The organism is Massilia sp. Bi118, assembly GCF_918697865.1.
Taxonomy (GTDB): domain Bacteria; phylum Pseudomonadota; class Gammaproteobacteria; order Burkholderiales; family Burkholderiaceae_D; genus Telluria.
Genome location: NZ_CAKKMV010000004.1, coordinates 120,302 through 133,649, shown reverse-complemented (window position 1 = coordinate 133,649; position 13,348 = coordinate 120,302). Strand labels below are relative to the sequence as shown.

The window sequence follows — 13,348 nt, the reverse complement described above, 5'->3', positions numbered from 1 at the left end:
AAAAGAAAACGGGCCTCGCAGGCCCGTTGTCATTCCAGCGCAGACAAAAACTCACCCCGCCTGCGCCGCAATCCGCTCCGCACTCTCCGGATCCATCTCCCGGATCGCCTCCACGAACACGTCCAGCGACGACCCGCAGGCAAACACCAGCACATCCCCACGCGCGCACAAGGACAGGCCCAGGCGGATCGCCTCCCCCACCTCCAGCTCGCGGTGCAGCGTATCGGTCTTGCCGACCACCTCCTCCGCTCCCTGCAGGATCAGGTCCACCGCCCCGCCATAAGTCCGTCCGCGGCTCGACGACTCGTACACCACCAGCTCGTCGAAACGGGAAGCACAAACGCGCCCCACCTCGAGCAGGTCCTGGTCGCGGCGGTCCCCCGGCGCGGTGACGATGCCGACCAGCTGGCCCGGCAGCAGCGAGCGCGCCATCTCGGCCAGCGCTTTATACGCCGCCGGGTTGTGCGCGTAGTCGACGACCACGGTCACGCCGCGCACCTCGAACACATTCGTGCGCAGCGGGTTGGTCTTGCCGTCGCTGACGAAAGTCGAGAGGCCGGTGGCGATCTGCAGGTTCGAGAAGCCGGCTGCCATCAGGGCCGCGCTGGCGGCCAGGCCGTTGGCGATGTTGTAGCGCGCCCGCCCGCCCATAGCGATCGGCATGCTTTCCACGCGCAGCAGCTCCTGGTGCACATTGCCGTCGGCGAGCACGATCGCGTTGTCCTGCAGGTAGGCGGCGCGGCCGCCCTCTTCCAGGTGGCGCAGCAGCACCGGTTCGTCCGGATTCATCGAGAAGTAGACCAGTTCGACGTCCGGGCGCACGCGGCGCGCCATCGCCACGCACAGCGGATCTTCCGCGTTCAGCACGGCGGCGCGGCTGGCGGACAGCGGCACCACCGCCTTGACCTGGGCCAGGTCTTCGATGGTCTCGATGCCGTCCAGGCCCAGGTGGTCGGGCGAGACGTTCAGGCAGATGCCGACGTCGCAGCGGTCGAAGGCCAGGCCGCGCTTGAGAATGCCGCCGCGCGCCGTCTCCAGCACCGCGATCTCGACGTCGGGCGATGCCAGCACGGTGCGCGCGGACCAGTAGCCGGTGCAGTCGCCCTTGGTGATCTGCTTGCCGTCGACGTAGACGCCGTGGGTGGTCGTCGCACCGGTCACGCGGCCGGCCAGCCGCACCGTGTGCGCCATCAGCAGCGTTGTGGTGGTCTTGCCGTTGGTGCCGGTGCAGGCGATGATGGGAATGCGGCCGTCCGAGTTGCCCATCAGGCCTTCGACGATGGCATCGCCGGCGTCGCGCGGCTCGCCGCTGCTCGGGTACTGGTGCATGCGGATGCCGGGCGCCGCGTTCACTTCGATGATCGCGCCGCCCTGACTTGCGAGCGGCAGGCCGATGTCGCGGCAGACGATGTCGATGCCGGCCACGTCCAGGCCGATCTTGGCGGCCGCGCGCACGCAGATCTGGCGCGTGCTTTCAGGCAGCAGGTCGGTCACGTCTTCGGCGGTGCCGCCGGTCGACAGGTTGGCGTTGCCGCGCAATTCCACAACCACGCCTTCCGCCGGCACCGAATCCGGCGCATAGCCCTGCTTGCGCAGGATGTCCTCGGCGTGGGCGTCGAGCGCGATCTGGGTCAGGATGTTGGCGTGGCCGGCGCCGCGCGCCGGGTTGCGGTTCTCGATCGCGACCAGCTCGCGCACCGAATGGCGGCCGTCCCCCAGGATGTGGGCCGGGCGCCGGCAGGACGCCGCGGCAACGCGGCCGGCGGCCACGAACACGCGGTAGTCGCGCCCCTGGATGGTGCGTTCGACGATGATCCTGCGCCCGTGCTTGCGGGCGAAGGCATAGGCCTGCTCGACTTCTTCCGGGGTGCGGCAATCCACCGTCACGCCCTTGCCCTGGTTGGCGTCGAGTGGCTTGACGGTGACCGGTACGGCAAGACGGCGCGCCACGCGCAGCGCATCTTCGATCGTGGTGACGGTTTCGCCTTCCGGCACCGGCACGCCGGCTTCGCGCAGCAGCTGCTTGGTAAGCTGCTTGTCGCTGGCGATACGCACCGCGATATTGCTGGTCTCGCCGGTGATGGTGGCCTGGATGCGCTTCTGCTTCACGCCCCAGCCGAGCTGGAACAGGTTCGCGTCCTCGGTAATGCGCTGCACCGGGATACCGCGCTCATGGGCCGCGGCCAGCACCGCCGCCGTGCTGGTGCCGATGGCGTAGTGCTCGGCCAGTTCGCGCAGTTCCTGCAGGCGCGGCGCCAGGTCGAAGGATGCCGCGCCATGCGCGAGCGCGTCGACGATCTCCACCGCCAGTTCGAAGGCCGGCTGCGCCACCTTCTCGATCTGGTAGGCGCAGACGATGCGATACTGGCCCGGCGTGCCGGCCACCGGACGCGTGCGGCCAAAGCTGGCCGGGGCGCCGGCCAGGCATTGCAGGGCCAAGCAGACGTGCTCGATCACCCGCGCGAGGTAGGTGCCTTCACGCAGGCGCTGGGCGAAGCCGCCCGGCTGCCCGGTCGGCACCAGGTAGTCCGCCAGCGAGGGCAGCAGGTTCAGCAAGGCTTCGTTGAATTGCGGGAGCTCGCGGGTCGAGACGCCGTACAGGTCGCCGAGGTCGACCACGGACAGCAGGCAGGGCGTATCCGCGTGGATGTTCGGGCCACGCAGGAATCGTTGTTCGAGAATTTGCACGGGATGGTCCTCAGTCGTGGAAAGGCGCGGAGGGGAATGAACCCGTCCGCGCCGTGAATATTGCGCCGTAAATTTTGTTATGTGCCGCTGTTACCGTTATGCGTCGAGCAGCTGCGAATACAGGCGCGTCGCCATCAAGCCAATGGCCGTATGGTGCACCGACGGCGACATCAGGCGCGCCAGCATCGCCATCGCTTCGGTCTTGCCGGCCGCGCCGGCCACCTTCTCTTCCAGCTCGCGCAGCTCGGCGTCGCCCTGCAGTGCGCCGGCCGCGTGCCGGCGGATCAGGCCGCGCTCCGGGTAGCCGCTGCGGCCCGCATGCTGGTTCAGCGTGTCGAGGGTGCGCTGGCGCGCGCGGTGGCTCAGCACCCGCGCGCTGCGCTGGCTCGAATCCGCATCGCGCGGGGTCTGGATCCAGTCGCGCAGCACCTGCTGCTCGTAGCTGGAGAAGACGCCGAACATCTCGGCGCGCTCGCCCTGGATCAGGCGCCAGAAGCGGCTGTGCTCCACTTCCTGGCCGCGCTGGATCCAGCCGGCGTTTTCCATCGCCGCCAGGAAGCCCGGGATCTGCTTCGGCTCGCCCAGCCAGTCGTTGATCGAGCGGCCCGCCACGCGGCAGTAATCCGAGTGCATGTTGCGGCCGACGGCGGCCTTGGCCGTGAAGATCTCGACCAGTTCGGCCTCCAGGTCGAACGCGGCGATGATGGAAGTGGTGCAGGCGCCCAGCTCGTTCAGGCGGTAACCGTCCAGTACGCGCTGGAAGAAGGCGGCCGGGTCGCCCGATTGCGCCATCAGGTTGCGCAGCGCCTGCACGGCCTTGTGCGCGTGGCCGCTGCCGGCATTGTCGACGGTAACGTGCAGGGTGAAGTAATACGGGTCGATGCCCAGTTCGTTCAGCTCGTAGGACGTGATCAGGAGGTGCAGCGGCAGCTGCTCGTAGCCGAGGTTGTAGCCGATCACTTCGGGCAGGAACTGGTCGGCATTGTATGCCAGCGCCAGCTGGATCGCGCCCTGCACGAAGTGCGCTTCCGACAGGCTTTCCCAGTGCTCGCAGCCGTGGGCCGCCAGCAGGCGCCGGTACAGGGTCACGTGGTTCTTGTCCGGCACGCCGTCGCCCAGCTCTTCGAGATAGGTCTTGATGAGGGGATGGAAGTCCGGGTTTTCCCAGCGTCCCAGGGTGCCGTACAGCCAGGCGCCGTCGGCCAGCTTGGTCGGCGCGGCGCCCTTCAGGAAGTAAAGGGCATGCGATTTGCTGCCGAAGTAGCGGCGCGGGGCGCCGTTCTTGCGGGCGCCCAGGTATTCACGGTAGGCGATGCCGACGGCCTCGGCGCGGTCCTGGATCCAGCCGGGCAGTTCCCAAACGGATTCCGGCAGCTCGCAGGGTTCCTGGCGCGCGGCTTCGATCTGCGCCAGCAGGTAGTCGCGCGAGGCCGCGGCGGCCTCCTGCGGCCTGTCGAACAGTTGGAAATATAGTGCTTTCGAGCTTGCAACAGCCTGGCCCGCTTGCGCTTGTGGCGCGGTCTCCAGCTCAGGCGTGTCCATAGCGAACGTGGTAGTCATAGACAATCTTTTAGTAAATGTTCTACCGAGATTATCCGTTCCGCGTATGGCGCACGTAAGCGGCCCCTGTCTCACCTGAGTGTCGGACAGGACTTACAAAAATGGAATGTTTTCTGGAAAGACATCGGGGCGCCGCGGCCTGAGCCGGGGCGCCCCGATGGGCTTGAAGCTAAAACGTGAGGATTACGACTGCGTCACGCCGTGCAGCAGCGAACGGCTGCGCGCGTAGCCGAAGTAGACCAGCAAGCCGATGACCAGCCAGATCACGAAGGCGATCCAGGTGATGGCGCTCAGGAAGCTCATCAGGGCCAGGCAGAAGATCACGGCGATGGCCGGGACGATCGGCACGCCCGGGCAGCGGAAGGCGCGCTTCAGGTCCGGACGCTTCTTGCGCAGCACCACCACGGCCACCGAGACCAGGCAGAAGGCGGCCAGGGTGCCGATGTTGACCAGCTCAGCCAGCACGTTCAGCGGCACGAAGGCGGCGATCACGCCGAACACGATGCCGACCATCCAGGTGGCGAAGTAAGGCGTGCCGTATTTCGGGTGCACGGTGGACAGCTTGGCCGGCAGCAGGCCGTCGCGCGACATGGCGAACAGGATGCGGGTCTGGCCGTAGGCCATCACCAGCATCACGGTGGTCATGCCGAGGATGGCGCCGAGGTCGACCAGCTTGGACAGCCAGTTCACACCGGCATACTGCAGGGCCAGCGAAACCGGATGGTCGACGCCTTCGAACTTCGGGAAGGGCACGATACCGGTCATGATGGCCGACACGATCACGTACAGGATGGTGCAGACGGCGAGGGAACCGATGATGCCGATCGGCAGGTCGCGCTTCGGGTTCTTGACTTCCTCGGCAGCCGAGGTGACGGCGTCGAAGCCGATGAAGGCGAAGAACACCAGTGCGGCGGCGCTCATGATGCCCGAAGCGCCGAAGGGTGCGTACGGCGCCCAGTTGTCGGTGTTGATATGGCTGAAGCCGAACAGGATGAACAGAATGACGACCGAGATCTTGATGACCACCATGACGTTGTTGACACGGGCCGATTCGCGCACGCCCAGCGACAGCATCCAGGTCAGCAGCAGCATGATGACCAGCGCCGGCAAGTTCATGATTGTGTCGACGCCCGGGCGCGCGCCCGGTGCGGCGGTCAATGCCGCCGGCAGGTCGATACCGACGCCATGCAGCAGCGACTGGAAATAGCCCGACCAGCCGACCGCGACGGTGGAAGTCGCCAGGCCGTATTCGAGCAGCAGGTCCCAGCCGATCATCCAGGCCACGAGTTCGCCCAGCACGGCGTAGCTGTAGGTGTAGATCGAACCGGCGATGGGCACGGTCGACGCGAACTCGGCGTAGCACATGGCCGCGAAACCGCAGGCGATCGCCGCGACGATGAAGGAAACCGTCAGTGCCGGACCGGCGGTCAGGGCGCCGGTGCCGGTGAGGACGAAGATACCGGTGCCGACGATGGCGCCGATGCCCATCAGGATCAGGTCGAAGGGACCGAGCACCTTCTTCAGCCCGCTTGGCGCACTGGCATGGGCGACCATGGTGTCGAGATTCTTGGTTCTAAAAAGACTCACTGCGTTTCTCCAATCGATAGTAGATAGAACCCATGCCTTTTATAGTTTGCATGTCTCCTCTGCGGGGCATGGGCCGGCCTGCATGATTCTTGCGGCATGTCATTATCTCCATTCTGTTATCTGGAATCAAAGGAAATACTCAAAAATCAATCATCAGAGTACGCCGTTGCCTATAAAACGGTCAAACCGGGAAGGGAATTACCGCAAAGTGCAGATCAGGAGCTCGGGATCGGCGCGCAGACGCAGCGGAATGCCCGCGCAGCCGATGCCGCGGCCGACGAACAGCGGGCCGTTCCCGGGAATCGCGAAGCGGCCGTGCCAGTATTGACGCGAGTAGGGTCCGCTGGGATGCTTGAGCGGCTTGCCGTTGCCGAGCACAATTTGCCCGCCGTGGGTATGGCCGGCCAGGCCGAGGTCGAAGCGCTGATCGCCAAGCCGCCACAGGCCGTCCGGCGAATGCATCAGGTAGATGCGCACCGGGCCCGCGCCGGCGAAGGTGGCCTCGGGGGCGGGCTTGCCGGTCCAGGGGTCGTCGATGCCGCAGATGCTGACCTCGCCGAAGGGCGCCGGCAGCGCGACGTTGCGGTTCACCAGCAGCTCGACGCCGGCCGCCGCCAGGGCAGCTTCAATTTCTTCGCGGCCGTTCCAGACGTCGTGGTTGCCCAGCACCGCGTAAACACCGAGCGGCGCCCTGGCCTGCTCGAGGAAGCTGCGCAGATAGCCGATATTCGCGGCGTCGAAGGAGATGTAATCGCCGCCCAGCAACAGCACGTCGGGGCGCTCGCGCTGCAATTTTTCAAGCAGCGCATCGAAGATGGCCGGATCGGTGGTCGGCCCGGCATGGAAATCCGAAGCGAAGGCGATGACCAGCGCCCGCGGCAGGCGCCGCTCCGGATCCAGTTGCACCTCGTGGCGGGCGACTTCCAGCCTGCCATGCCCGCCCAGGCGCCAGCTGAGGTTCGCGACCCATCCCTTCATCAGCAGGAAGTTCAACATCCGCTCGGTGAGATTGCGAAATGGCCGCTGCTGCTTTCCAGGTTTCATACGGCGTGACTATACAGCAGCTTGCATAAATTGCCACTCTAGGGCACCATCGGCAGCTTTCGAACCACCGCCCTCTTCCATGCTGACACCGGAACAATTGCTCGCCTTCCTGGCCGCCGCCATCCTGCTGACCCTGTCGCCGGGTCCCGACAACATGATGGTGTTGGGTATCGGCATGGCCAAGGGCCGGCTGCGCGGCATGGCTTTCGGTCTGGGCTGCGCGCTGGGCTGCCTGAGCCACACGCTGCTGGCGGCGCTCGGGGTGAGCGCGCTGATTGCCGCCTCGCCGCTGGCCTTCACGGCGCTGAAGATTTGCGGCGGATTGTACCTGGCGTGGATGGGCTTCAACGCCATCCGCAGCCGCGGCGGCGCCTCGGCCAGCCGCGCCGAAGATGTGGTCGAATCGGCGCGCACCCTGTTCTTCCGCGGCGTGTTCGCGAACGCCATCAATCCCAAGGTGGTGCTGTTCTTCCTGTCTTTCCTGCCGCAGTTCGTGGCCGCCCAGCGCGGCGACGCCAACCTGCAGATCGCCCTGCTCGGCCTGGCGTTCACGGCGCAGGCGGCCGTGCTGTTCGGCCTGCTGGGCTATTTTTCCGGCGCGGTGGGCGGCTGGCTCTCGCGCCGCCCGCGCGCCGGCATGTGGCTGGACCGGATCGCCGGCACGATTTTCATCGCGCTCGGCCTGCGCCTGATCGTGGCGCGCTGATCCGGATTCAGGTCGCAGTTATCCTCCGTCAACGCTGCGCCGCGGCAGGACGGATCTTGGGATGATCGGAGCGAACGCGGCCAGCGTCGAGCGCCGGCTGCCATGCATCTATCCGACACCGTATGAAAGGCACTCCCATGGATACCTCATCTCTCTGGAAAGGCACGGCGGCCAGGACGGCCTGCCTGCCGACCCTGCAAACCGACCTGCAGGTCGACGTCGCCATCGTCGGCGCCGGCATCACGGGCCTCACCGCCGCCATGCTGCTGGTCCAGGCCGGCAAGCGCGTCGCCGTGCTCGACGCCCACAAGGCCGGCGACGCCAGCACCGGCAATTCCACCGGCAACCTGTACGCGACCGTCGACCTCGGCCTGCACACGCTCGAGGAGCAGCACGGTCTCGAAACCATGCGCCGCGTGGTCGAATCGCGCGCGGCCGCCATCGACCTGATCGAGGCCACGGTCGGCCGCCTGAACCTGGATTGCGCCTTCCAGCGCGTGCCCTGGAACCTGCTGGCCCTCGACGCCGCCCACGTCGGCGAAGTCGAGAAGGAAGCGCTGGCCGCGATGCGCGCGCGCCTGCACACCGACCTGCGCGACGACGCCCCCCTGCCGCTCGACGCCCTGAAGACGCTGCGGGTCGAGGAACAGGCCCAGTTCCAGCCGCTCGAATACGTGCGCCAGCTGGCCCAGCGCATCGGCGGCGAGGACTGCCTGATCTTCGAGAACACCCGCGTCACCGCCATCGACGACGATCCGGCCGTGGTCCACACCGAACACGCCAGGGTGCAATGCCAGCACATCATCGTCGCCACCCACACGCCGGTCGGCATCCACCTGGTGCAGTCGCAGCTGGAGGTGGTGCGCGAATACGGCATCGCCGCGCCGCTGCACGACAGCTTTCCCGAGCCGGGCGTCTACTGGTGCATCGGCCAGGAGCGCCATTCGGTGCGCACTTATACGGCGCACGGCCGGACCTGGCTGGCCGTGATCGGCAGCGCCCACAAGCTGGGCGACAAGGAAGTCGGCGAGGAGCGCTTCCAGAACCTGGAAGGCTTCGCCCGCGACCACTGGCCGATCGGCCCGGTCGAATACCGCTGGTCGGCCCAGCGCTACCGCGCCAGGGACAAGCTGCCCTGCATCGGCCGCAACGTCGACGCAAAGAATACCTATATCGCCACCGGCTTCTCGGGCGACGGCCTGACCTACGGCACCCTGGCGGGGATGATGCTGGCCGACGAGATCCTCGGGCGCGGCACGCCCTGGCGCGACCTGTATGCGGTCGACCGCCTGGCGCAAGGCAAGCGCCCGGACGGCTTCGGGAAGGAACGCAGCGGCCCGGCCAGCCCGGACCCGGCGGTGATGCTGGGCGCCGACGAAGTCAGGGCCCTGGACGATCTGCCGCCCTGCCAGAGCCGCAAGATCGATGTCGGCGGCCAGCCGGTGGCGGTCTACCGCGACAAGGACGGCGCGCTGCAGGCAGTGGCGGGCAAATGCTCGCACATGGGTTGCGAGATCAAGTGGAACGGCGCCGAGACCAGCTGGGACTGCGATTGCCATGGCAGCCGCTTCGCCCCGGACGGACGGGTACTGGAGGGCCCGGCCCTGGCGCCGCTGCAGGTGGCGGCAGTCGAGCAAGGCAGCTGAACCCGCGCCGGACTTGATCCGGCTCACACGCGGCGCCTGCGGAGGAACTTGACGGCGGCCGGCTCGTCCTACTGGACATGCCGACCCCGTCCACCTCCGACCATGAGACCCATGCCCAGCCGCGCCCGCTGCTCGGGCTGCGCGAAGCTGTCACGCTGATCGTCGGCATCGTGGTGGGCGCCGGCATCTTCAAGGCGCCCGCTCTGGTGGCCGGCATGAGCGCCAGCGCCGGCGCCATGTTCCTTGCCTGGGTGCTGGGCGGCGCGGTGTCCTTGGCCGGGGCCCTGTGCTATGCCGAGCTGAGCACCGCCTACGCCCACGCGGGCGGCGATTACCACTTCCTGCACCGCGCCTACGGCCGCACGGTCGCCTTCCTTTTCGGCTGGGCCCGCTATGCCGTGATCACCACCGGCTCCATCGCCCTGCTGGCCTTCGTCTTCGGCGACTACCTGGCCCAGGTGGCGCCGCTGCCGGGCCTGGCGCCGGCCGCCAGCGGCGCCCTGTACGCCGGCGCCGCCGTGCTGGCGCTGGGCCTGCTCAACCTGCACGGTCTGCGCGCGGGCAGCGCCGCCCAGACCTGGCTGACGGTCGCGGAAGTCGGCGGCCTGCTGCTGGTGGCGCTGGCCGCTTTGCGGCTACCGGCCGGCGCCGCCATCCCGGCCGCGGCGGCGGCGCCTGTCCACGGTTCCTTCGGGCTGGCGATGGTCTTCGTCCTGCTCACCTACGGCGGCTGGAACGAGGCCGCCTATCTCAGCGCCGAAGTGCGCGACGGCGCCGTCAACATGGTCCGCTCGCTGGTGCTGGCGGTGCTGATCGTCACCGGCCTCTACCTGCTGGTCACCTGGGGCTACTGGCACGGCCTCGGCATGCACGCGCTGGCCTCCTCGCAGGCGCCCGCCGCCGAACTGATGCTGCGCGCCTTCGGACGCGGCGGCGAGCAGCTGATCGCCCTGCTGGTGGCGGTGTCGGCGCTCACCTCGATCAACGCCACCATGATCGTCGGCGCCCGCACCGGCTATGCGATGGGACGCGACTGGCGGCCGCTGGCCTGGCTCGCGCGCTGGGATGGGCAGCGCGCCACGCCGACCCTGGCCATGCTGCTGCAATGCGGCGCGGCCCTGCTGCTGGTCGGCCTCGGCGCGGCGCTGGGCGGGGGCTTCCGCGCCATGGTCGAATTCACGGCGCCCGTGTTCTGGCTGTTCTTCCTGCTGAGCGGCATCTCCCTGTTCGTGCTGCGACGGCGCGAACCCGGCCATGCGCGGCCCTACCGCGTGCCGCTATTCCCCCTGCTGCCCCTGCTGTTCTGCGCCAGCTGCGCCTACATGCTGTGGTCCAGCCTGAGCTATGTGAGCAGCCAGACCCTGGGCGGCCTGAACGCCGCCTGGATAGGCGTGGCGGTGCTGGCTGCCGGCGTCTTCCTGCTGGCCCTGCTGCACCAGGACGAAGCCTTCCACGACCCTGCCAACGACGAGGAGACACGACGATGAATTCGCAAGCACGCCGCCGCACCCTGCTGCTGTCGGCCGCTGCCGGCGCCGGACTGGGCCTGCTGCCGCCGCGCCTGGCCTGGGCCCAGGACGCGCCCGAGCCGCCCCGGCTGGACGTCCCTTTCGTGCCGACGCCCCAGGAGGTGGTCGACCGCATGCTGGACCTGGCCAGGGTCGGCAAGAACGACACCCTGTACGACCTCGGCTGCGGCGACGGCCGCATCGTGGTCACGGCCGCCAGGCGCTTCGGCGCGCACGGGGTGGGCATCGACCTGAATCCGGAGCGCATCGTCGAAGCCGAGGCCAACGCCAAAAAGGCCGGGGTCGAGAAGCGGGTCAGCTTCAAGGTCGCCGACCTGTTCGAGACCGACCTCTCGCCGGCCTCGGTGGTCAGTCTCTACCTGCTGCCCGACGTCAACGTCAAGCTGCGGCCGCGCCTGTGGTTCCAGCTCAAGCCGGGATCGCGGGTGGTCTCGCACGCCTTCGACATGGGGCCCGAGTGGCCGCCCGAGCGCACGGTCGACGTCAACGGACGAACCATCTACCTGTGGACCATTGGGCCTACTCAAAAGACCTCGAACGGAAAGAAATCGGCATAAAATTGATCGTATTCACGTTTTTGCGCTACATTGCTGGTTTTACGTTTCCACGGGATAGCTTGCTATTCCGCCCGCAGCACGCGAATGCGCGATCTTTCCCTGTTCAAGCACCTGAATGCCGGCTCGCTGGTCACCGTGACCTGCGGGCTGGGACTCCTGTATTTCGGTCGCGATGTCCTCGAGCCGATCGCCCTCGCCTCCATCCTGAGCCTGGTCATCGCCCCTCTGATCCGCAGCATGCGCCGCGCCGGGCTGGCCCAGATGCCGGCCACCATGCTGTCGGTGCTGCTGGCCACCACCTGCCTGGTCGGCGTCGGCATCGTGCTGGCCTTCCAGCTGGTCGCGGTGACGCGCGACCTGCCGAAGTACCGCGCGGCGATGCGCACCAAGGTCGCGGCCGTGCGCGAACTCGCCGAGCGTCCCTTCGAGCGCATCGAGGCCGAGCTGAGCGCGGTGGCCCCGAGCAGCGGCACCACCGCCACCGGCAGGCGCGGCATGACCACGATCACCATCAGCCCGACCCAGCCGATTCCGGTCGAGATCCGTGCCCCGCGCCTGACCACCACCGGCGCCCTGACCCGGCTGTTCTCGCTGGCCTGGGGCCCGATCGGCGAGGCCGGCCTGGTGCTGGTGCTCCTGATATTCATGTCGCTGGAGCACGAATCCCTGCGCGACCGTTTGATCAGGCTGGGCGGGCAGACCGAGGTCAGCCGCACAATCCAGGCCCTGGCCGACGCTGCCCAGGGCGTATCGCGCTTCTTCTTCTCGCAATTTGTCGTCAACGTGACCTTCGGCCTCCTGATCGGCGTGGTGCTGTGGGCGGCCGACGTGCCGCACGCCGCCCTGTGGGGCGCGCTGAGCGGGCTGCTGCGCTTCGTGCCCTACCTGGGCATCATGGCGGCCGGCGCCGTGATCGCCATGTTCGTCGCCGCCATCGATCCGGGCTGGACCCTGGCCCTGTCCTGCATGGTTTTATTTATTGCCCTCGAACTGCTGGTGGCCAACATCGTCGAACCCAAGGTGTACGGCCACAGTTCCGGGCTGTCGCCGCTGGCGGTGATCATCTCGGCCCTGTTCTGGGGCGCGATGTGGGGCCCGGTCGGGCTGCTGTTGTCGACCCCGCTGACCCTGTGCCTGGTGGTCGCCGGCCGCCACGTGCGCACGCTGGAACCCGTCACCATCCTGCTGGGCGACGCCCCGGCCGTGTCGGGCGCCCAGCGCTTCTACCAGCGCATCCTGGCCGGCGACATCGCCGCCATCATCCACGACGCCCAGGACTTCCTGGAACGCTCCAGCTTCGCCCGCTATTGCGACCACATCCTGCTGCCGGGCATCGTGCTGGCCGCCAACGACACCCGCTCGGGCAAGATGGAAAAGCCGCAGGAAGACCGGATCCGCACCGCCATCGCCGACGTCGCCGCCACCCTCACGCCCGAATCGGGCGGGCCGCCGAAGAGCCGCCGCCGCAACATGTCCCTGCTCGATGCGAACATCGGCGCCCACCTGCGCCAGATGCGCGAGGCGCGCCTGGGCCGCTGGCAGGGCGCGCTCGACGTGCCGGCCCATTCGGTGGTGCTGTGCGTGGGCCTGGCCACGATGCGCGACGACATGCTCAGCGAACTGCTGGTGCGCGCGCTGCGCGAGGACCAGGTCGACGCGCGCAGCTTCTCGATCATCGGCGACAGCGAAAACCCGGGCCCGGACAAGGCCGACCTGGTCTCGACCGTCTTCATCAACTATCCGACCGAGGCCATGCTGGACCAGTGGCTGACCGCGGTCGCCAACCTGCGCGCCGGCCTGCCGGAAGCGATGCTGGTGACGATCCGGCTGCCGCTGATCGATCCGGTGCCGAGCGCCTCGCTGGTGGAGAAGCAGGTCGACATGGTGCTGCGCTCCTTCGAAGAGGCGCTCGCCTTCGTCGCGCCGGAGCACGCGCCGCGCCAGTAGTCGGGCGCCGCATTTCCGCCTGACAGCATTTACGCTGCGGTGTCTTGATCCGCGCCCAAGAGACTGCATGCGGCGTGCTCCGCC

Annotated in this window: 9 protein-coding genes; 5 read left to right on the top strand and 4 right to left on the bottom strand. The window is 67.8% G+C overall.

Annotated features, from left to right (window positions below):
* Window positions 1–51: 51 nt before the first annotated feature.
* The 4 genes from cphA to LQV39_RS07430 form a co-directional block, all read right to left on the bottom strand.
* Window positions 52–2,688: a cyanophycin synthetase gene (gene cphA, locus LQV39_RS07445; protein ID WP_230022637.1), complete on the bottom strand. Its 2,637-nt coding sequence runs from the start codon at window positions 2,686–2,688 to the stop codon at window positions 52–54.
* A 96-nt stretch (window positions 2,689–2,784) separates the two neighbouring features.
* Window positions 2,785–4,248, bottom strand: coding sequence for an iron-containing redox enzyme family protein (locus LQV39_RS07440; RefSeq protein ID WP_230022624.1), 1,464 nt, complete (start codon window positions 4,246–4,248; stop codon window positions 2,785–2,787).
* Between the two features lie 183 nt (window positions 4,249–4,431).
* Complete coding sequence (locus LQV39_RS07435) at window positions 4,432–5,835, bottom strand: amino acid permease (protein ID WP_290368558.1); 1,404 nt, start codon at window positions 5,833–5,835, stop codon at window positions 4,432–4,434.
* A 198-nt stretch (window positions 5,836–6,033) separates the two neighbouring features.
* Entirely contained in the window at window positions 6,034–6,831 is a 798-nt protein-coding gene (locus tag LQV39_RS07430) for a metallophosphoesterase (protein WP_230022621.1), read from the bottom strand.
* A 127-nt stretch (window positions 6,832–6,958) separates the two neighbouring features.
* Between LQV39_RS07430 and LQV39_RS07425 the strand changes: the two genes are divergently transcribed.
* The 5 genes from LQV39_RS07425 to LQV39_RS07405 all read left to right on the top strand — a co-directional run bounded on the left by LQV39_RS07425 (window position 6,959) and on the right by LQV39_RS07405 (window position 13,264).
* Window positions 6,959–7,585 (top strand): LysE family translocator, encoded by a 627-nt coding sequence (locus LQV39_RS07425; protein ID WP_230022618.1) that lies wholly within the window; start codon window positions 6,959–6,961, stop codon window positions 7,583–7,585.
* 137 nt (window positions 7,586–7,722) lie between these two features.
* Window positions 7,723–9,231: an FAD-dependent oxidoreductase gene (locus LQV39_RS07420; protein WP_230022612.1), complete on the top strand. Its 1,509-nt coding sequence runs from the start codon at window positions 7,723–7,725 to the stop codon at window positions 9,229–9,231.
* 77 nt (window positions 9,232–9,308) lie between these two features.
* Window positions 9,309–10,718, top strand: a complete 1,410-nt coding sequence (locus LQV39_RS07415; protein ID WP_230022598.1) for an APC family permease — start codon at window positions 9,309–9,311, stop codon at window positions 10,716–10,718.
* Window positions 10,715–11,317: a cyclopropane-fatty-acyl-phospholipid synthase family protein gene (locus LQV39_RS07410; RefSeq protein WP_230022595.1), complete on the top strand. Its 603-nt coding sequence runs from the start codon at window positions 10,715–10,717 to the stop codon at window positions 11,315–11,317. Before LQV39_RS07415 ends, LQV39_RS07410 begins: the two co-directional genes overlap by 4 nt.
* A gap of 84 nt (window positions 11,318–11,401) precedes the next feature.
* Window positions 11,402–13,264 carry an AI-2E family transporter gene (locus LQV39_RS07405; RefSeq protein WP_230022592.1) on the top strand — a complete coding sequence of 621 codons (1,863 nt, stop codon included), beginning with the start codon at window positions 11,402–11,404 and terminating at the stop codon, window positions 13,262–13,264.
* Window positions 13,265–13,348: the final 84 nt, after the last annotated feature.

What these genes read in the sequence shown, in the direction of transcription:
- LQV39_RS07440 (WP_230022624.1), bottom strand. Translation starts at nt 4,248, where the DNA reads ATGACTACCACGTTCGCTATGGACACGCCTGAGCTGGAGACCGCGCCA.
- LQV39_RS07430 (WP_230022621.1), bottom strand. Translation starts at nt 6,831, where the DNA reads ATGTTGAACTTCCTGCTGATGAAGGGATGGGTCGCGAACCTCAGCTGG.
- LQV39_RS07425 (WP_230022618.1), top strand. Translation starts at nt 6,959, where the DNA reads ATGCTGACACCGGAACAATTGCTCGCCTTCCTGGCCGCCGCCATCCTG.
- LQV39_RS07420 (WP_230022612.1), top strand. Translation starts at nt 7,723, where the DNA reads ATGGATACCTCATCTCTCTGGAAAGGCACGGCGGCCAGGACGGCCTGC.
- LQV39_RS07415 (WP_230022598.1), top strand. Translation starts at nt 9,309, where the DNA reads ATGCCGACCCCGTCCACCTCCGACCATGAGACCCATGCCCAGCCGCGC.
- LQV39_RS07410 (WP_230022595.1), top strand. Translation starts at nt 10,715, where the DNA reads ATGAATTCGCAAGCACGCCGCCGCACCCTGCTGCTGTCGGCCGCTGCC.
- LQV39_RS07405 (WP_230022592.1), top strand. Translation starts at nt 11,402, where the DNA reads ATGCGCGATCTTTCCCTGTTCAAGCACCTGAATGCCGGCTCGCTGGTC.